This window comes from Nostoc sp., assembly GCF_036917615.1.
In the GTDB taxonomy this organism is placed as follows: Bacteria; Cyanobacteriota; Cyanobacteriia; order Cyanobacteriales; family Nostocaceae; genus Nostoc.
Genome location: NZ_JBALCZ010000018.1, coordinates 41,792 through 61,482 on the forward strand (window position 1 = coordinate 41,792; position 19,691 = coordinate 61,482).

Annotated in this window: 21 protein-coding genes; 7 read left to right on the forward strand and 14 right to left on the reverse strand. The window is 39.7% G+C overall.

Features of this window, described 5'->3' with window-relative positions; translation table 11 throughout:
• Positions 1 to 27: 27 nt before the first annotated feature.
• The 4 genes from V7K85_RS05390 to V7K85_RS05405 all read right to left on the reverse strand — a co-directional run bounded on the left by V7K85_RS05390 (position 28) and on the right by V7K85_RS05405 (position 3,797).
• Positions 28 to 1,128, reverse strand: a complete 1,101-nt coding sequence (locus V7K85_RS05390) for a tetratricopeptide repeat protein (protein WP_334811626.1) — start codon at positions 1,126 to 1,128, stop codon at positions 28 to 30.
• A gap of 497 nt (positions 1,129 to 1,625) precedes the next feature.
• A complete protein-coding gene (locus tag V7K85_RS05395; protein WP_334811627.1) occupies positions 1,626 to 2,096 on the reverse strand; it encodes an NADAR family protein in 471 nt (156 codons plus the stop codon).
• Positions 2,097 to 2,379: 283 nt separating this feature from the next.
• Positions 2,380 to 3,234 (reverse strand): cyanophycinase, encoded by an 855-nt coding sequence (locus tag V7K85_RS05400; RefSeq protein ID WP_334811628.1) that lies wholly within the window; start codon positions 3,232 to 3,234, stop codon positions 2,380 to 2,382.
• A gap of 359 nt (positions 3,235 to 3,593) precedes the next feature.
• Positions 3,594 to 3,797, reverse strand: coding sequence for a hypothetical protein (locus V7K85_RS05405; RefSeq protein WP_069074004.1), 204 nt, complete (start codon positions 3,795 to 3,797; stop codon positions 3,594 to 3,596).
• Positions 3,798 to 4,115: 318 nt separating this feature from the next.
• Between V7K85_RS05405 and V7K85_RS05410 the strand changes: the two genes are divergently transcribed.
• Positions 4,116 to 6,026 carry an ATP-binding protein gene (locus V7K85_RS05410; RefSeq protein WP_334811629.1) on the forward strand — a complete coding sequence of 637 codons (1,911 nt, stop codon included), beginning with the start codon at positions 4,116 to 4,118 and terminating at the stop codon, positions 6,024 to 6,026.
• A gap of 128 nt (positions 6,027 to 6,154) precedes the next feature.
• On the opposite strand, the gene V7K85_RS05415 is transcribed toward V7K85_RS05410, so the two are convergent.
• Positions 6,155 to 7,792, reverse strand: coding sequence for a tetratricopeptide repeat protein (locus V7K85_RS05415; protein WP_334811630.1), 1,638 nt, complete (start codon positions 7,790 to 7,792; stop codon positions 6,155 to 6,157).
• Positions 7,793 to 8,053: 261 nt separating this feature from the next.
• Here V7K85_RS05415 and V7K85_RS05420 point away from each other — a divergent pair, with 261 nt between their 5' ends.
• Positions 8,054 to 9,079: a hypothetical protein gene (locus V7K85_RS05420; RefSeq protein ID WP_334811631.1), complete on the forward strand. Its 1,026-nt coding sequence runs from the start codon at positions 8,054 to 8,056 to the stop codon at positions 9,077 to 9,079.
• Positions 9,080 to 9,137: 58 nt separating this feature from the next.
• Here V7K85_RS05420 and V7K85_RS05425 read toward each other — a convergent pair whose 3' ends face one another.
• The 3 genes from V7K85_RS05425 to V7K85_RS05435 all read right to left on the reverse strand — a co-directional run bounded on the left by V7K85_RS05425 (position 9,138) and on the right by V7K85_RS05435 (position 10,744).
• Positions 9,138 to 9,326, reverse strand: coding sequence for a DUF4058 family protein (locus tag V7K85_RS05425; RefSeq protein ID WP_334811657.1), 189 nt, complete (start codon positions 9,324 to 9,326; stop codon positions 9,138 to 9,140).
• An 18-nt stretch (positions 9,327 to 9,344) separates the two neighbouring features.
• Positions 9,345 to 10,130, reverse strand: a complete 786-nt coding sequence (locus V7K85_RS05430; RefSeq protein ID WP_334811632.1) for a DUF4058 family protein — start codon at positions 10,128 to 10,130, stop codon at positions 9,345 to 9,347.
• Positions 10,131 to 10,204: 74 nt separating this feature from the next.
• Positions 10,205 to 10,744, reverse strand: coding sequence for an SH3 domain-containing protein (locus tag V7K85_RS05435; RefSeq protein ID WP_334811633.1), 540 nt, complete (start codon positions 10,742 to 10,744; stop codon positions 10,205 to 10,207).
• Between the two features lie 288 nt (positions 10,745 to 11,032).
• Between V7K85_RS05435 and V7K85_RS05440 the strand changes: the two genes are divergently transcribed.
• Positions 11,033 to 11,914 (forward strand): TauD/TfdA family dioxygenase, encoded by an 882-nt coding sequence (locus tag V7K85_RS05440; RefSeq protein WP_334811634.1) that lies wholly within the window; start codon positions 11,033 to 11,035, stop codon positions 11,912 to 11,914.
• 218 nt (positions 11,915 to 12,132) lie between these two features.
• Here the strand turns inward: V7K85_RS05440 and V7K85_RS05445 are convergent, their stop codons facing one another.
• The 3 genes from V7K85_RS05445 to V7K85_RS05455 form a co-directional block, all read right to left on the reverse strand.
• Positions 12,133 to 13,641, reverse strand: a complete 1,509-nt coding sequence (locus V7K85_RS05445) for a UbiD family decarboxylase (RefSeq protein ID WP_334811635.1) — start codon at positions 13,639 to 13,641, stop codon at positions 12,133 to 12,135.
• Positions 13,642 to 14,091: 450 nt separating this feature from the next.
• On the reverse strand, positions 14,092 to 14,814 hold the full coding sequence (locus V7K85_RS05450; protein ID WP_334811636.1) for a carbonic anhydrase: 723 nt from the start codon (positions 14,812 to 14,814) through the stop codon (positions 14,092 to 14,094).
• Positions 14,815 to 14,966: 152 nt separating this feature from the next.
• Positions 14,967 to 15,371: a hypothetical protein gene (locus V7K85_RS05455; protein WP_334811637.1), complete on the reverse strand. Its 405-nt coding sequence runs from the start codon at positions 15,369 to 15,371 to the stop codon at positions 14,967 to 14,969.
• Between the two features lie 39 nt (positions 15,372 to 15,410).
• Here V7K85_RS05455 and V7K85_RS05460 point away from each other — a divergent pair, with 39 nt between their 5' ends.
• The 3 genes from V7K85_RS05460 to V7K85_RS05470 all read left to right on the forward strand — a co-directional run bounded on the left by V7K85_RS05460 (position 15,411) and on the right by V7K85_RS05470 (position 16,583).
• Positions 15,411 to 15,785 (forward strand): type II toxin-antitoxin system RelE/ParE family toxin, encoded by a 375-nt coding sequence (locus V7K85_RS05460; protein ID WP_334811638.1) that lies wholly within the window; start codon positions 15,411 to 15,413, stop codon positions 15,783 to 15,785.
• Complete coding sequence (locus V7K85_RS05465; protein WP_334811639.1) at positions 15,782 to 16,108, forward strand: helix-turn-helix domain-containing protein; 327 nt, start codon at positions 15,782 to 15,784, stop codon at positions 16,106 to 16,108. Before V7K85_RS05460 ends, V7K85_RS05465 begins: the two co-directional genes overlap by 4 nt.
• A gap of 79 nt (positions 16,109 to 16,187) precedes the next feature.
• Positions 16,188 to 16,583, forward strand: a complete 396-nt coding sequence (locus tag V7K85_RS05470) for a hypothetical protein (RefSeq protein WP_334811640.1) — start codon at positions 16,188 to 16,190, stop codon at positions 16,581 to 16,583.
• Between the two features lie 304 nt (positions 16,584 to 16,887).
• Here the strand turns inward: V7K85_RS05470 and V7K85_RS05475 are convergent, their stop codons facing one another.
• From V7K85_RS05475 to V7K85_RS05485, 3 genes are all read right to left on the reverse strand, one after another.
• Positions 16,888 to 17,022 carry a hypothetical protein gene (locus V7K85_RS05475; protein ID WP_334811641.1) on the reverse strand — a complete coding sequence of 45 codons (135 nt, stop codon included), beginning with the start codon at positions 17,020 to 17,022 and terminating at the stop codon, positions 16,888 to 16,890.
• A gap of 529 nt (positions 17,023 to 17,551) precedes the next feature.
• Positions 17,552 to 18,280 (reverse strand): ABC transporter ATP-binding protein, encoded by a 729-nt coding sequence (locus tag V7K85_RS05480; protein ID WP_334811642.1) that lies wholly within the window; start codon positions 18,278 to 18,280, stop codon positions 17,552 to 17,554.
• 70 nt (positions 18,281 to 18,350) lie between these two features.
• Positions 18,351 to 18,575, reverse strand: a complete 225-nt coding sequence (locus V7K85_RS05485) for an indolepyruvate ferredoxin oxidoreductase subunit alpha (protein WP_334811643.1) — start codon at positions 18,573 to 18,575, stop codon at positions 18,351 to 18,353.
• A gap of 845 nt (positions 18,576 to 19,420) precedes the next feature.
• Between V7K85_RS05485 and V7K85_RS05490 the strand changes: the two genes are divergently transcribed.
• On the forward strand, positions 19,421 to 19,666 hold the full coding sequence (locus V7K85_RS05490) for a toll/interleukin-1 receptor domain-containing protein (protein ID WP_334811644.1): 246 nt from the start codon (positions 19,421 to 19,423) through the stop codon (positions 19,664 to 19,666).
• Positions 19,667 to 19,691: the final 25 nt, after the last annotated feature.

Here is a 19,691-nt window from a genome sequence, read left to right on the forward strand (position 1 = left end):
TTTTGAATGGTTTCCTTCTGTTGCTTTTTAACTATTTGCAGATGTTCCTGGCTGGTATTGCATAGCTTTGGCATAATCACCCAAAGCTTCGTAAGCAGCTTTCAGACGAGCAAGAGTTTCTTGTTCAGTGCGTCGGTCTTTGATACTCCTAGCTAACAGCAAACGTTCTTCATGATATGTAATTGCTTTGTTATAGTCACCCAAAGCTTCACAAGCAACTACTAAATTACCTAAAGACTGTTCCTCGCTACGCTGATCTTGAATTTCTTTGGCTAATTGCAACCGCTCTTCATAATACTTAATCGCTTTGGGATAATCATATAAGGCATAACAAGCATGACCCAGATTCTTTAGTACCTGAGAAGCACTGCGAACATTTTTTAAGGAACGTGCTATTAATACACATTGCTCATAGTAGGCGATCGCTTTTGGATAATTGTTCAAAGCATACCAAGCATTACCCAAATTCTTGAGTACCTGTTCCTCGCCCCAATTATCTTTGAGTTCCCGCACAATTTCTAGGCTTTGCTGCTGATACTCAATTGCCTGTGTAAAGTTGCCTAAAGCTTTATACACCAATCCCAAATTATTCAGTGCTGCCACTTTACTCCGTTTGTCTTGCAGTTGCTGCGTTATTTTCAAACATTTTTCTAGAAACTCAATTGCCTTTTTAGGGTTATTCAGGTGACGATATGCATTGCCTAAATGGGAAAGTGCTTGCATATGCACTACCAAATCTGAGGTGTCTTCGCTCAAAGAGATACACTGTTGGGAGTACGAGATAGCACCTTTGTAGTCTCCAGCGCTGTAAGTTACCAATCCTAAAAAAGAAAGTACCTGTGCCTGCTTTTGCAAATCCCCAACTGCCTGAAACAGCCCCAAGGATTGTTGCAAAGACTTGATTGCCGCTATTAATTCACCGGCTTGCTGCTGTTGAATTCCTTGCCGTAGTAGCTTGGACGCTTCCGATAAATGGTCGTCACTTTCCTGTGAAGGTAGTTTTTCTGCTTGTGAACCAGAGTCAAATTCATGGGTAATTGTATTATGCTTCACTGGTTTTAAGTATGTTATGGGTAGTTGCAGGGGAACTGTATTTTTCGATCTGTTATTCCATTTGCTTTTAGACATCAACTCCTTCCTGTTAAGTCTGGTGCTAACTCTAGTGTTCCCAAAACCAGAAGGTATCTTTCATCAGGCTGGTTTAACACAGCGTAAGTTAAGCAGGAGTGAGAGTTTATCAATGAAGCGATCGCTTCGCTATTGAATCGTTGATCGAGGCTTTCAGATTACCACTCATGAAGAGTAATTACTATAGTTATTACTTAGCCAATATGTAACTTTCAAATATCAATACGTTTTTAGACCGCAGAGTGTCAATCCTGTGAAGAATTGCTGCTTTTAAGCTACTCAACAATAATCTACATTTCAAAAGTTTCGGCGAATGTGTCTTTAGAGGTTGTTTGAAAAGTGTTTTGCTGTGACTTTAGGCACTTATAGATCCCCCCTAACCCACGCCAGTCGCTCATGGGGGAAACCCCCAAGACCGCGCTGGCTCCCCTTAAAAAGGGGAGAACCGGATTTGATTATAGGAGTCGATACTGGGGCAAGCATTCATAGCAACAATATTATTTAACTGTTCTATGATCAACATCTGCACTGTATGTATGGTGCAGGATCTCTCGCACCTCCATTAAAATTTTTCCTAGCATGTTTTTACCACTACCATCGGCTCCGCAACCCCAGTAAAAATCGATGGGCGAGTTTTCAACAATTTCTGCATTTCCTGTGGAAAGTAAGATATCCCTGATATCTGTATGAGTTTGAAATTTACATAGCACAGCTTGCCCCATAATGTCGTCTTTAACTTGTTCCCAATCTTGACGTAAGGGACGGGTTCTCTCACGCCCCATTCTTGCCGCATCTTTAGGTGTTTTAATTAGGCGGATATTTTCTACATGAGGTGTACCCACAAACTTTTGCGCTTGAAAGTAGTGTTCGCTAGTTGGCCAATACAATCCATCTAATTCAAAGCCGTGGGGCGAAAAGTTGGAGAAACAGCCATATTCTTCACGAGTGCTATAAAAGTAGATTGTCATAGAAGTTGATACCACTTGAAATTTACTTAATTTGTAAGGACTGAAGCCCTTGCTACAAGCAAGTTTAGGTAATTTGACTTTGTGTAATATAGTTCGATTAATTCTTGCCTACTTACTTAGTTGTAGGAGTTGCTGAACTCAAGATAAGGAATATTAATAATTAATCCCCCCTTTTCTCCTGAAAATCCGGGGCTATGTCCCCTATTTCTGAGAGTACTTGGGAGGATATTTAATAATCTACAAGTATTAATTATTGGCTCAATTTAAACGCACCTGCTCAAAGTTAAGTGGTGGTTGCACCAACAGGTACAGAGAGATTTGCAACAGAGCCATTATTTAGGATGGGCTGGCGGGTTTTCAGGTCAAATTTGAAGCCATGTGGCAAAATATGAAGCTTTGCTCCGCAAATCGCCAAAGATTCATCCTTCAAAATTTCGCCCATATTGTTGTATGTAGCTTCTGATTCATCAACAATAGTGACAGCGCCTTGGCCAATCACTTCAATTTGGTTATCTGTCACTACCATAGCGGTATTCTCGTCAATACCAAATCCCAAAACAGCAGGCTGTAGTATCAAAGCTGAAATTAAGCGTCCCAAGCGTCCGCGCTGGGAAAAATGCTGGTCAATTACCACCCCTGGTAAAAAGCCTAGACCAGGGCCCATTTCGACAGTTTCAATCCTTGGATGTGTTTCTGAGTCGCCTTCCACAATCATTACGTCTGGCATCACGGCAGCACCCGCGCTTGTGCCTGCGATAACTACACCTTCAGAGAACCGTTTGTGAATCGCCGCATCAATTTCGGTATCCTTGAGGATGCTGGTAATGCGAGCCTGGTTTCCGCCAGTAAAAAATACCCCAGTTGCTTTATTAATTGCTTCTAATGCAGTAGATGAAGATGCATCTTCGCGCGTTTCTGTATCAAGAATGCGAACATTTTCGGCTCCCAGCCGCTCGAAAACTTGAATATAATTTTCTCCCACTTCTTTTGGTAATTCTGTCGCCGCCGTGATAATTACAATGTGCGCCTTGATACCCCCAGAGCGTCGCACAAAGTCCCGCAGAATTATGGAATCTCCATCCTTGTCTTCAGCTCCCCCAATAATTACCAACTGCCGTTTGATATTACTCTGCACCATGATGCCCCCTGATTTTAGTTCATAAATCTCACTAAACCATGACAATTGAAATTATACAAACATCCCTTTGGTAGATTAGCTGATAGAAGTAGGATTAATATTTGCGTAGACGCAAAGCGGCTTGTCGTTAGACATCGCAATTAGACCAAAAGATTTTTCCGGAAAATTACCTAAAAAATAACTCTCATCAAAATTAATTTTCCCTTACTAAATAAAATCCACAACGCCAACTGCCTCTAGAGGTATTTTCTAGAGGCAGTTGGCTATATTGCTAATTATCGATTGGAGATTTATCGTGCGATCGTGAGTAATTGGGTATTAACTCTGGCTGGCTGCAATTAAATATCTGATGGTAAGTCCTAATGAATCCGACTTCTGTAAAGCAAGTTTGTTAAGAAAAAACGTGCTTGTTCTAGTGGGAGATGCCTGGGTTTGCCTTGGTAGACAATTTGATACTCATTCATGTCTGCCCCATCACCATGTCCAGATATCAGCTTTTGGTGAAAAGCTTCCTCAGCAAGTTCTCGAATTTCATCTCTTAGAGCAGCTTGTGTGCTATTCATAACTTTAGCTGTCTTTTAAATACCGTACATTTAATTATACAAATACTTGGGTGGATGTTACACCTTTCAAAGGTTATATTTTTGACTATTCATGAGGATGAATAGACTGTGCTTTATTCTTTGCTAAAGAAGGGGGGTTTAATTATGCCTTGAGATAGTTGAAAATACTTACGAATAGAGTTAAGGTAGGTTCTGATTAGATTAATGGCTTTGCCATCACTCTTCAAAATTAATCTGAATCAATCTACAATCAATAAGTCTGAGTAACCATAACTCAGCATCTAAATTTCAGGGTGTTTAGCCAAAGGTTCGTAATCAATGGTTCTACAAAAAAGCAGTGATTTAGTCCGCATAAATGCTAGAAGAACGGATGTATTCGATATATTCAACTTCAAGCATTATATTGGGGCCAACCCCTATTTAGATACAGGGGCGCTAGTATTTGACTTTGCTCTAATTGAGTCTAGAGAGCCTTTGCCCATTGAAGATTATATTGCAAGCATTGGCGATCGCTATCCACACCTGGGCAGCCAAAGCTACGAATCTTATGCTCATCTATTTGCCCAAGTTGTGTCCGAAGTCGGAAAGCTGGACATGGATTTGCACCTTAACCATTGGAGTGTTAAGCCATATCCAGATTTGGTGCGGATTAGCGTCCAATCACTACATGAACGCACAACTAGAGAAGTAGCTTATTTTGTTTGGGATTGGTTTGAAGCCATTACTCAAGACGAGGACTTTACCTTTGATGAGCAGCTAGTGAGGCTGCAAAATAGATTCCGCGCATCTGCCTATGGTGGCCCCACGGTTTACGCCCTATTGCGAACAGCCTACGAAAAAGGTATTCCCGCCTTTTATTTGTGGGAAGAAGGATTGATGCAATACGGCTTGGGAAAAAAACATGTCCGGGGGGTAGCAACAACATTTAACTGTGATAGTCATCTAGATTCGGAGTTTACCACCCGCAAAGATGACTGCAAGGCATTTTTAAAAACCTTGGGTTTCCCAGTCCCTGAGGGCAATATCGTCTTTTCTGAAAAGGAAGCCTTGGCCGCAGCCAGACAAATTGGTTACCCAGTGGCAGTTAAGCCAGTGGTTGGTCACAAAGGAATTGGTGTTACGGCTGATGTGCAAGACTCAAAAGAACTGGTATCTGCTTATAATAGGGCACTGGCAGCGATTCCCGAAGACCAGCTAACTCGGATAATTGTTGAGAAAAGTATTTCCGGATCAGATTTTCGCTTATTGTGTGTCAATGGTCGATTCGTCGCCGCCACAGAACGCCGTCCAGCATCGGTTATTGGTGATGGCTACTTAACACTTGCAGAGTTAATCCGCCAAGAGAACCGCAAACCTGCACGTTTAGATACGCCAACCTCGCCCATGAGTAAAATTCAGATTGATGAAGCGATGGAACTCTACTTAGACGAACAGCGCTTATCATTAGACAGCGTGATTGAGAAGGGACGCACTGTTTACCTGCGTAAAGTTGCCAATCTTTCAGCCGGAGGTATAAGCATCGATGCAACCCAGACACTTCATGCTGACAATATTATCTTGGCGCAAGATATTGCCCAACACTTCCAGCTGACTTGCCTTGGTATTGATGTCATTACCAAAAGTCTCTCAGAATCTTGGAAGTCCAGTAACTTTGCCATTCTGGAAATCAACGCTGCACCAGGCGTTTTAATGCATCTTAAACCTTCTGTTGGTGAAAGTGTTGATGTGCCTTCCCATATCTTAGAAACCTTTTTTGAGTCGGGTACAGATGCCAGGATACCGATTATTACCTTTAATAAAATCTCCGTTGAAGAACTGCAAGCAACGATTGACCATATCCTTTTGCAACATCCCGACTGGACAATAGGCGCTGTTTGTCGTGATGCAGTTTTTGTGAATCGCTCGAAAAAAGTATTAAGCAAAAATTACAACAACAACGTCCAAACTTTGCTGCGTCATCCAAAACTTGATTTGCTGATTGCCGAATATGCGGAAGACATCCTAAATGAAGAGGGCATGTTTTACCGGAGTAGTAATATCGTAGTTTTGGATAATCCCACCGAAACAGAGATGATACTAGTGCGGGATGTCTTCGATGGTTCTACTGTGGTGATTAGAAAAGGTAACGACATTTCTGTGCGTCGCAAAGGGTTAATTGAAGATTATACTTTGGCTGAAGATGAACCATTTACACGGGTTTATTTGAAAGAAAGTGGAGCGATTTTGTGAGCTAAGTAAATAGGCGCTCAACCCAATATTTCTGAATTTAACTGAAAAGTTAAATCCCCGACTTCTCAAATAAGTCGGGGATATGCAGCCTAGCTAAAAATTTCTAATTATCTAAATTCATCGATTTTTTAGAACTTTAAAATATCTAATGATTCTTCTATTTCTAAATCTAATATTCTTTCTCGTGTATCTTTGAGTGCTTCTAGTTTACCTTCTTGACGATAGATGTCTGCCGCTTTTTGAAAATCTTCAATTGCTCCCTGTTTATCTGCTATTTCTAAACGGATATTGCCACGATTGTAATAAGCATCTGCATAATTTGAATTAATCTGTATTGCTTGAGTATAATCTTCAATTGCTCCCTGAAAATATCCTAAGTCAGAACGAGCATTACCACGGTTGTAATAAGCATCGATATAATTAGGATTAATCTGTATTGCCTGAGTATAATCTTCAATTGCTCCTTCAAAATCTCCTAAATCTGAACGCGCATTACCACGTTTTTTATAAGCTATGGCATCTTTAGGATTAATCTTGATCGCTTGGGGAAATCCCGGTTGAGAGCCGAATAAATAACGAGCAATTCCACGGTTTTTATAAGCATCAGCATAATGGGGGTTAATTTTAATAGCCTGAGTGTAATCCTCAATTGCTCCTTGGTTATCTCCTACATGAGAACGAGCTTCAGCCCGGTTTTTATAAGCTACGGCAACATTAGGATTAATTATGATAGCCTGAGTATAATCATGAATTGCTTCTTCTAATCGCCCCAGTTGAGACAAAGCTAAACCTCGTTTATTGTAAGATTTAGCATCATAAAGATTTATCTGAATTGCCTGAGAATAATCTGCGATCGCTGCTTCATAATCGCCTACTTGATAGTGAGCGAAACCTCGTTTATAATATAAATCAACATCGTTAGATTGAACTTGTAAGGCTTGATTATAGTTGGCGATCGCATTCGGATATTCTCCTCTCTCAAAACATTCATCACCCAATTTTACATAACGTATATTTAAATCTTCATCCCGATATTGTAAATAGTTCTCTAATTCAGGTTGAAAGGAAGATTTGAGCAACTGATTATTAGTTGGATTAGATGGAATTTCCGGCTTCGGGAGATATTTATAAATTGGTGGTTGTTGCTTATAAGAATTATTTATAGAAGATTGTAATTGTTCTAGATAGCACCATAAACCACCGCAATACAGTAATTGTTCTATCCCAAATGAAATTTTACCAGTCTTCAACTTAATCATCTGGGTTGGGAGAAAGCCAGCCAAGAAAAGGTGATACTCAGATTGTGCTTCATTCACATCTTCTTGAATCAAAATGCAAACTACAACTGCATTTTTTTCAACCTCTTCAGAACTAATTGACCATCTAACTCTATCAATACTCCCGTGACGAGATTTAACCTCAATACCAATAGATGGGTCAGAAGTCAAGGTAAAATCTATATTGCCATCACCGCCGAATCGCTTTTCATAATCAACTTCGGTAATAAAATCAGCTAAACGTTCTTTGACAACTTCCTCACCCAACTTCCCTTTGAGATAGCTAAGAAAAACGTCACGCACTGGCGAAACACGCTTATATTTCTCAGCCATCAGCCAGCAAAATTCCCGTAGTGCCTTTAATCTCTCTCCAGAGATTATAGTTAATTCACTATATTGACCTTCTGTTTCACAATGAAGCAAACAACCAGATGTTAACCTTTTAATAAAATCAGACTGTAGCGATCGCAGTAGTGTAATCCAGTCCATTTATGTTTCTGCGAATCTTTTGATGAGATTATTCTATTAAAATATCTATTCGGCGTAAACCTTTTAATTAGCTTGGGTGATATTCCCAAAAATTGTTTACTATTTTGCAATACTTCTTAATTTAACTTAATATATTAAAATTAACTGATTTGGTTTCCATGTGGGGCGATCATCACCTAAGACGGCTAGACTAGCTATAAACCGATTGTAACGGTCAAACAGTCATTAGAATATTACAAGTATCAATTCACTAAGCATTAAATGGATATTATTTCTCAAAATTTATTTACTTCTCTACCTTTTTCGCCAGAAGCATTATCTAACTGGAATGAAAACATAGATAGAGATTTGTTAGAATTTATTTATAAGGTTTATGATAAACAAGGAATAGTAGTTAAAGAAGATGGCAGCCGTATATCAATAAATCACAAAGATACAGTAATATATTTTTATCTTAATTATAGACAAATATTTCAAGAATGGATAAAAAGAGTTACATTGACAGCAGGTCAATTTAATGAATTAATACCTAACTTAATAGATGATCCTGAGTTCGGAAAAGTTGGTAAATATTTTATTGCTTGGAACTGCCTAATAAGATATATAAGGGCAGAAGCTTTATTTTTTTGTATAGACCATATTAATGAGACGATAAGTGAAATTAATAGTTCTATGTATTTAGTATCAGGATTCTATTACAAACAAGGATTAGAAGTATTAAGAAACTTTTTAGAAGAAGTTGTTAAGCCGATTTACTTTTGTATAAATGAAGCTGCTTATAAAAACTGGAGATTAAATAGATTTCAACACCTACAAATGCATAGTTACAGAGATAAAAAAGGTATAATTAATACATTGCTTGAAAAAACTATAATTGATAAAGATATAGCCAAAGAATTTTCAGATTTATATAAAGAATTAAGCGGTTGTGTTCATGGAGAAAAAAAATGGTTTTCATCTTCTAATTTCAGTTATGAACGATTATGTAAATGGAATGATTTATTTTGTCGCTCAATTAATCTAGCTATCAAGTTAGTAATAATTAATATAAATGAATGGCAAAGACAAAAACTAAAAAATATTGACGAGAAAGTGTGTCTTTATTGCCATAACAAGCATAAAATTTTAGTAAATAGAATTATTGAACATGGTGAAGAAATATATTTAGAACAAAAATGTTCTCAATGTAACCAAGTTATGATTATTAGAAAATCTCAACCTGTTTTTAAAGTTACTGTAAGCAACGATGATGGAATAGAAGAAAATTATTTTTTTTTAAATAGATAATTACGATTCTTGTTACTTTAACTGTAACTGCATCTGCTTCTGATAACGCTAGTACTGGCTATTGACTGTAATCTACTACCAAATCATAACCGTAGATGTCATATACCTCATTTAACAATCTCTGCAAATCTATAACTGGTTCCGTATCTCCAGAAAGCAAAGGTACGGGAAAGGGTGGAATTATATCTTGTAAATTAAAAGCATATAAGTCAGCATAAGGACGGCGATCGCCACGACAAACTACAATTTGATAGTAACTTCTTTTTTAACGGAGTTGTTTCTCCCGTAACAAAGCGTTTGCCCAAACTGCATTCTCTTCTGACAATCGTGACACTGGTTCTTGACTATAATCTATTACTAAATCATAACTTGCACGCTCATAAATCCCAGCTAATAAACTCTGCAAATCCACTAATGGTTCACTATCATCAGTTCGCAACGGCAAGGCAAATGAGGGAATTACATCTTTTAAATTAAAGGCATATAAATCAGATTGGGGACGATTTTGCCCGCGACTAACCAAAATCCGATAATCATTTTGTGTACCATCCCCAAAAACTAACATTGGTTCCCCAGCACGCAATAAATCAATTTCCACCAAATGTGTTGAACTTCCCAATACTCGCTGTCGCTTAGTTTCGTAGGCGTTGCGTCCTTCTCCTGTACGTTTATTTTTAGGTGAGAGAATTTCAATCACTGTCACTACTTCTTTTGTTGCTACCTTTCGCACCTCTAAATATCTCTCCTTCACTATCTCAGGTATGGGAACTGTCACCGTTTTAGGTTGAACGGCAGGTGTAGCTACAGCTATATTCGGTATTTTAGGATTTATTGCTGTCTGTGAATTTTGTACTATTACATCAGGAATACCAACCAAGAGTTTATCGTCGCCAGTAGTTTGATAAATTCGTTCTTCAATGGCGACAAAATATTTAGGACGTAGTTGAGGAGAGAGGTAATCTGCGATCGCTACTATTAGTCTCCCATGTACTCCTGGCCATAATTCAGGATCTTCTAAATATGGGTTCATACCAGGAAAAGGATAAGCCATAATAAATATCTCATTTAAAAGTAATTATCATAATCCCCTCTTCGCAAGCGAGGAAGGGGGTTGGAGATGGAGTTTTAAGAACAACTAGTAAGGGCAGCACCACATTGATCTTTCCTTATTAACCAACCCTTAACACCTTGATATTCTACCTGCGCCCAATCTTTCTGACAGCCTAACAACTTAACAACCGTATTAGCCGGAATTCTTCGCACTTTTAGGCTTTGTTGACTGGTACTAGCATATAAATCCACGCCATTAGTACCGTAGCCCCGCGTTGTTAAGCCTAATTTTGGCACAAACACCCATCCAGTTCCTTGAAAACCATCACTAGCATTAGTAATCTGTACCCAATCTCCAGCAGCACCAATAACCTGAACTGTTTCGTTGATGGGTATTTGCCCTAGAATTGTGTTATATGTACTTGCACCACTCCGCACATTTAAACCTTGTGCATCTGTATCGGTGACGTAGGCAAGAATATTGTACTTTTGAGGATTAGTTGATTTCGCTAAAGCTATTTGATTAGCTATACCTGTATTGAGCATTATACTAATACAACTGAATGTTAATCCTATCACTAACTTTGATGCTGGATTTTTCACTTTTTTTATCATAATTTCTCTAATTTTCTGGTATCAGTAACTAAAGCTGTAGTCTTATTTCTCTCTCAGAATCTACCCAAATAAATTAGGGTTAACTTTGTAACGTAGTTTTATAAAAGGGATTTTAGTACTGTAACAACACTTATAATTTTACAAAATTTAGTATTGCGATGTCTACGACGGGCTACGCCTACGCAGATGGATACAACACAACGACATGATTGAGTATTAAGATGTCAGTATATGGTGTAGTTAACGCCAACAGTGAGTTCAAATTTCGACAAATTTTTATTAAGTTATATGAATACCAAGATACAGCCCATATCAGATGGCATAGGTAAAGAGATTATTAATCTCGATCATGTCAGTATTTTAGAATTAGACAAAGAACAAATTATTAGTCTATTTAAATCTGATGGAATCTTACTTTTTAGAAGATTTAATGTTGATACTGACACTTTTAAAGAATTTACCAATTTCTTGAGTAGAGATTTTATAAATTATGCTGGTGGTGCATTCAGGAGAAGGGTAATTAATGGGGATCAGACTCTCTTAAGCGTAAACGATTTTAAGTCAGAGATTAAGTTGCACGGAGAAATGTATTATCAGCAGACTATCCCACTTATGCTGTGGTTTTTCTGTGCTAATCCACCATTAGAAGATGGTGAAACTACAGTATGTGATGGCAGACAATTTTTTCATGAAATTAGTAGTTCAACCAAAGAATTGTTCAACAAAAAGAAGCTAAAATTCACCGTTAGCATATCTAAAGAGGAGTGGCAGAAAAAATACCAAACAGATAACTTGAATACACTGGAAGAGATTTGTCAGAATAATAATACGCATCTAACAGTAAATGATGATAAATCGATTCTGATTGAATACATTTGTCCAGCCATTATCCATAGCAGATGTGGAAAGCATCAAGTATTTATTAATAGTTTATTGCCCACAAAACAGTTCATCTCAAAGATTCTTAAGTTTGAGGATAATTCAGAAATTCCTGATGAGGTTGTCTCTGAACTTAATGAAATTGCTGAAAAAATAACCACGGAAATTTCGTGGCAAAAAGGGGATATTTTAATGATTGATAATACAAGAATACTTCATGGGAGAAGAGCTTTTGCTGATGATCAAAGAGACATTTATATCCGGCTATGTTCTCCAGCTTTTTCATTCTAATATTTTGTTAATTATTGGTCAGTTTTATTGATAAAAGTTAGATCAGGAACATAGAATAGAAAACTTATCTTTTGTAGGGTGTGTTGGCGACAGCGTAACGCACCTGAACCATATGGAATGGTGCGTTACTAACGCACCCTACGAAATTTGTAAGTTATTAAATTTATGTTCCTAAGCTGATAGCCAGCATAGATTTTTACCAGTTTCTATCTAACACGTTATCTCATATCATAGCCAAACAAATTTGGGTCTACTTCTCCTAACTGCAACTCTGCCAAACCATATTCCGCCCATCGTCTCTCTACCATCGCCGCCACATCTGGGTCAGATTCCAAGGGTGCGCCCCATTCATGGTCTGTTTCCGGCGGAATCTTTGTAGTCCCATCAATTCCCATGCGTCCACCTAAGCCAATCTTCTCACTGGCAAAATCCAACGTATCAAAAGGTGTATTCGGCAGAATAAATACATCCCGCACTGGGTCAACTTTGGAAGTAATTGCCCATACCACTTGACGCGGATCGCGAATATTTATGTCTTTATCTACAACAATGACAAATTTAGTGTATGTAAATTGTGGTAAAGCACTCCAAAACGCTAAAGCTGCCCGTCGCGCTTGTCCCGGATATGCTTTATCAATAGAAATAATCGCCGCTTTGTAACTCAAAGCTTCCATTGGTAGGAAGAAATCGACAATTTCTGATACTTGTTGCCGCAGTATGGGAGTATAAATGCGATTTAGTGCGATCGCCATCATTGCTTCTTCTTTAGGTGGACGACCGCTAAATGTTGTTAAGTAAATCGGATTTTTCCGGTGTGTCATACATTCAAAGCGGATCAACGGCGAATCCTCCACGCCGCCGTAATAACCCATATGGTCACCAAAAGGCCCATCTGGTAAGACTTCCCCTGGTGTAATCGTTCCTTCCAAGACAAATTCGGAATCTGCGGGAACTTCCAAATCTACAGTTTTACACTTCGCCAATTGCACACCAGAACCGCCGTACAGTCCAGCAAACAGCCATTCTGATAAATCTACAGGAATGGGTGTGGCAGCTGCCATGATAATTAGAGGATCTACACCAAGTGCGATCGCAACTTCTAACTTCTTCCCACGTTCCGCCGCTTTTCGCAAATGTCTCGCCCCACCCCGCACTGATAACCAGTGAACCGTCATCGTATTCTGAGATTGGAGTTGCAAGCGATACACACCTACATTTGGAGTACCCGTCTCACAATCTTTGGTAATCACCAGTCCCAGCGTGATAATTTTGCCAGCATCACCAACATAAGGACGTATCAAGGGCAACTTATGTAAATCTAAATCATTACCTTGAAGCACAACTTGTTGACAAGCAGGGAAAAAGTCCCGTCCTGGTTTCGCCTTCACCACATCAAACAGCACTTTGCCAAAATCTATCGCCTGGGAAATCTTCTTCGGCGGTTTTGGTTGTTGCAGCATACCCAGTTTTTTCCCTAGAGTTTCCAACTCCTCTGGATGCTGCATATTCATCGCCCAGCAAATCCTTTCCACAGTTCCCATCAAATTCACCGCCACCGGGAAGGAAGCGCCTTTGACGTTTTCAAACAACAACCCTGGGCCACCTTTTTGCAGCATCCGGTTGGAAATCTCAGCAATTTCTAAGTCTGGGTCAACTAAAGCTGAAATTCGCCGTAATTGTCCCTTATCTTCCAAAATTTTAATAAATCCCCGCAAGTCTCTGGCCATTGTTCTAATAAAGCTGATTATTTAAGAAGTGTGAAGCGCTTTCTTATATTATTAGTCATTTGTCATTCGGAAATATTTTTCCGTGTCCCCATTCCGGAAGTTGTTAGTTTTAATTGGAAATTAACCTATTTGGTAACTTTTCTTAACTGTGTTTTCCAAAGGATTTAGTTATTGTATCTAGGGATACGCAATTATTTTTGATAAATAAGCGCTAACCTAATCAAACATGGCCAGAATATACTATACCTTCCTGGCAGGCGGTCTTGTTATATGGTCCCTGCTGGGTTTATTTGTTACAAGCTTGCACTGTGCCTTACTTTTGGGTTTTTCTGAATTTTTGTGAGAATGAATTTGATTAATCTTCAAGATTCTCAATAAAAATATTTTATAAATAATAATTTTTGCAACATCATTAGACTAAGAATACTAAGCCTAAAAGGTGTAAGATGTTCAAGTAATAATGTTGACTTTACCAGTATCAATATCGTAACAAGCGCCAACAATTTTTAGTTTACCTTCACGGATAAATTTGGCTAAAATTGTTGAGCTTTCCGGCAATTTTTCAGTCTGATACTGGATATTGGCTATAACCACATCCTGCATATTATCACCCGTTCTTAACTTTACCCTTTCTATAGATGGTTTGATGCCCTCAATAATCAAACCAATTCTGCCAGGAAGTGGTTCGTTTTTGATTGCTTCTGTTACTGCACCACATCTTTTATGACCCAAAACCACAATCAACTGCGAACCCAATACTGCTGTAGAATATTCCAGACTACCTATAACCGTGTCACTGACGACATTACCAGCAACTCGCACGACAAATAAATCTCCAAGTCCTTGATCGAAGACGATTTCTGCAGGTACTCTGGAATCTGCACAGCCCAATATAGCGGCAAAGGGATACTGAGCTTTAGCAACTAATCGCAGATGCTCTAGTGATTGATCGGGATATTTGCGTTTTTGATGAATAAATCTTTGATTACCATCCAGCAAGCGTTTGACGGCTTCATTCGGACTGATTGGACTAGGGTTAACTGGGCGAATATCAGCAACAGCAGTTTGCTCTGGATTCCAAAAACTATCACCAAAAGCAGTAGCCGCAATACCTACCACACTTGCGAATTTTAAGAAATCACGTCGCCCGACAAATCCATTAATTCGACTCATTAATCTACCTGACAACAACAAAGCTTTTCTCAGGAAGATATCAGACTTAAGCAAGATGCAAGAGTACCTTGTTACACGGTTTAAGAGTCATTTAATGTTCAGATTACATGGTAATTTAGAACTTATTGAAGATGAGGCGATGCAGATGATAGCTAGTCTTGCCCTAGTGATAGTTTGAATGTGTGATTAAACTTTGTCCCGTCTTGCCAGAACAACATTCCCTTCTTTACTTGAAGCCGTCGAGTAAGTCCTCCTTTTTCAAGTGCTTCATTTACAGCAGATGCATATTGGTCAGCAAACATTGGTAATAAGCTTGGGTCATAGAAGATTATCAATTCGGGACTCGATGTGGAAGTAATAGCTACTATTCGATCACAAACTCTAACTTCTCCATCATCAAAACTTATTACTGCTCGTCTGTAGTACCATCGGCAGTCCTCATTGGTCATGGCAACAATTACTGGAGGCTGGAAGTGATGCATATAGAGTCCTAAATCCTTAGTACTACTTTGTTTGGGTACAAAGTGAAACCAACCTCCAAAACGGGGACATTTCATGCTATCGTCTAACTTATTTTATAGTAAATTTCATATAAAATGGACGATAACGAGGATATTATAGAAATTCCTTTACGATCTCTTGTTTGGATGGGAGACTCTCTCAAAAATATCCGCTCATTTCCTGAAGAGGTACGTGTATCAGTAGGCTATGCGCTGCAATTGGTGCAAGCAGGAGAAACACCAATGGATGCCAAGCCTTTTAAAGGGGTTGGAAGCGGCGTGCATGAAATCGTCAAACGCTACGATACTGATACTTACAGGGCAGTCTATGCAGTAAAGATTGGAGAGAAAATCTATGTCCTGCACGCTTTTCAGAAGAAATCAAAGCAGGGGATTAAAACCCCACAGGCTGATGTTGACCTGATTAAACAACGCTATAAGGATGCAGTGGCAAGGGAGAAACAACAATGACACAAGAACCCATTTTTGAAGAAAGCAGTGGCAACGTATTCGCTGACCTTGGTTTGTCGGATGCTTCGGAACTTTTTACGCGGGGCAAGATAGGGATTCAGGTACTCCGCCTCCTCTCTCAACGCAATCTGAAACAGCGCGAAATCAGCGAACTTCTTGGCATTACCCAGCCAGAAGTATCTCATTTGATGAAAGGAGAGTTTCAACGGTTCAGCGAGGGCAAACTCCTCATTTTCCTCAAGCGACTCGATACGGAAATCACCTTACATCTTCGCCCTCGTCATGCGTCAGACCAGTCTGCTGAAACGGTGATATCGCTATAGGGCAGGATGGAAGCCAATCTGAAAAAATTAAAAGTGTCTTAGACGCATTTACTAAATATGTAGTAGTCCTAAATCATGTGTGAGCAACCCCGTAAGAGAATGGCAACAGATAGAAAATTTGTGGATAGAGGCAATTGAACGGCTCAAAGAAATTCCTGCAAAAGACGTAGCTGGTTATACCGAGGCACAGAAATTACTAGCAATTTATGAGGCTAATTTAGGTCAAGTTAAGGTCAGACGGCAAGCTGAGGCAGATGCTGTGGAGGCAATGGAATTAGCGCAACGAGAAATCGAAAGCTTGCTGGCTTCAATTCCTGCTAATGCTGATTATGGGGAGCGCAATCGTGGATTGAGCCAATTGCAAAGTATTATTAATCAATTAGAAAAGGTGCAAAATGGTACAACAGCCTATCTGAAAGCTCAAGAGTTATTACTGTCGGCAAATAATAAATTAAGGCAGCTACAGGTTAAATAAATGGTGGCGATCGCTTTGGTATGATCCCCTTGGCTAAGTGATGCCTCTCAATACAGTTCGGTTAATATGTTTGGCTCTCGGAGCTCCCCCAACCCCCATTAAAAAAGGGAGGCTTTATTTTCTGTTTACCCCCTTAAAAAGGGGATCGCCGCAGGCGGGGGGATCTTAACCAAACCGGATTGTGATGCCTCTATTTAAGCACTGTCATCACCTGACTTAAATCTGTGTAAGTCCATTTGTACTATATGTTTTCTGTTTGATTTCTAGCCAGTTGTGGTGAAGCGGTGACGCTTGCGCTACTTTTTTACTGCATCCCACCATTTAGGGTGGTTTGGAGAGCGTAGGCGTCAACAACTGGCCGTTGGGTGGGATTTTTGAGACGGGAATTCATCCCTTGTAGAATTTTCTCAATTTCCCTGTAACCCTGTTGATATGTCAATTAAAACTGCAACAGAAAAATTTTGGATGCCAAATTGCCAAAAGCACTCAATATAATTATTAATTCGTAATTCGTAATTCGTAATTAAGAATTAAGAATTGCTAATGGGGGTTTTGGCAAATCAGAGTAATTTACGTTCTGGTCATTTTTTCCTGAATGAATGTCCTGTTTTACCTTTCTACTCGCTGTAGATGTGATTAAGAAACGCAAGGATTATTGGGGAGAATTCTTTGAGCATCGAAATCGACGGTCGCGGCAGTGGCAGGAAGTGTTATGACTTTTGTATTAGTTATAGATAGCGTAGGCGCAGCCCGCTGTAGGCATCGCTATCGCCTGTTAAAGCTCTCTTCTTAAACTGGTGTTATGTTGAACGGGAAAAACTCGAATTACCACGGGATGTGCAATTGTTAACAGCAAAATTGACATTCATGCATTCGAGTCGCGGGAATTTACTATTACTGCCACTAACGGCACACCCCAAAGCACTACTGTCAACACGCTTTTTGGTTCCCCATTGGTGGCACAAAACTTAATATTTCTTACCTGCTCCCAGATATAGCTCACCCACTTTCGGGTCATTCAACAATTCTTCACCAGGGCCGGAGATCGCATCGCGTCCAGACTCTAATACATATCCGCGATTAGCCATTTCTAAAGCCTTACGGGCATTTTGTTCTACTAATACGATCGCAGTACCCGCCTGATTAATTTGTTTAATCTGCTCAAACACTTGTGTTACCAACATGGGGGATAAAGCAGCAGAAGGTTCATCCAAAATCAGCAAACCAGGTTCCAACATCAAAGCTTTGCCCATCGCTAGCATCTGGCGTTCTCCTCCAGAGAGAGTACCAGCGCGTTGACGACGGCGATCGCTCAGTCTGGGAAACATGGTAAATATTTTATCTTTAATTGGTTTCAGGGGAACGTTAAGCACAAAAGCACCCATCTCCAAGTTCTCTTCAACACTGAGAGAGGGAAAAACATTGGCAATTTGTGGTACGTAGCACATTCCTCGTTGGACGATTTGATTGGACTTTAGCCCCACGATATTTTCACCTTTGAAGGTAATTATGCCTGTGTGGGGGATCAAAAGCCCAAAAATTGCTTTTGCTAAAGTAGATTTACCCGCACCGTTGGGGCCAATCACTGTTACCAATTCCCCTGGTGCAACCCGAAAATTCACACCTTGCAGGATATCTACGTCTTTGATGTATCCAGCATGGACATTTTGAACATCTAGTAAATAGTCATTTGTCATTGGTCATTTGTCATTGGTCATTTGTCAACAGTCAAGTCAAGTATAACTATTGACTGTTGACTATGGACTATTACGGGGTTTTTTGCAACTCCGGTCGTTCTTCTGGAAGAATCGCCCCTTCTACTGGGCAAACTTGGAGACAGATGCCACAGTCGATGCAAGTGGCAAAGTCAATCCAGTACCAATCGGTTCCCTTGGCATTTTTGCCTGGGCCATCATGAATACAAGCTACTGGACAGGCACCTACGCAGTCAGCGACGCCTTCACAGATTTCTGTAACAATTGTGTGCGGCATGTTCTCGATTCCCTCTCTTCTGTATCGGCTATTTCTAGCCTAGCAGGGGAGTAGAGACACTTCGACATACTTCTCTACGAGAGGCTGCGCCCTAAGCGTAGCTATGCCGCAGGCTTTACGACTGCGCTCAGTACAAGAAACTCAGTGCATCGCTGGAGATTGGAGATACTGCTGTTAAGGTGAGTCTGGATGAGACTGCAATTTTTATTCATTACTAGCTCAGAACTCGGAATTTTCAAATTTACTCTTAGTTGTAACAAAATTAAGATTTTTGGCGTAAAGGATTTCCAACAAATAAATTATCCAATCTTGTGAGGTGGGCAGCGTTTGACTGAGCGCTCACGCCGAAGTTTAGCACGCCTTTGGTTACTAGCTCTCGTGTCGCTCACCCCACAAGAAGTAGTTGAGTATTTTTTTAATTGGAAGTCCCTAAGTACAACATTTCATTAATTTGTAACGAATTAAATTTGGCAATACTTTGCAATGTTAATGTGTCGGTGGCATTATTAATGCGTCCCTCTGCAATGCCAATGCATCCCGATACAATGTTAATGCGTCGATGGTATTGTTAATGCGTCCCTCTGCAATGCCAATGCATCCCGATACAATGTTAATGCGTCGATGGTATCGTTAATGCGTACCTCTGCAATGCCAATGAGTCGATGGTATTGTTAATGCGTTCCCCTGCAATGCCAATGCATCCTCCTGCATTAAAAACGTTACGCTTTTTTGCAAAACTGTACTAAGCAAGCCGTCTTAGCTATTGCCGTTAGGTTTTAAGAAAATTCAGGCAAAAATACTATAATTTGTTACAAGCGTAATTTATCCTACTCCTGAAACGCAAAATGCCAGAGGTATCGCTACAGCTTTTCTTCTCCTACTCTCACAAAGACGAAGTTCTAAGAGATGAACTAGCTAATCACCTGAGTACTTTGATACGGCAGGGTGTGATTTCAAGCTGGCACGATCGCAAGATACTACCTGGAGAGGAGTGGGATCACCAAATTAATGACAACTTAAACACAGCCGATATTATTCTGTTACTCGTCAGTTCAGACTTTATCGGTTCCAATTATTGCTGGGAAGTTTAAGTCACGACAGCAATAGAACGTCACA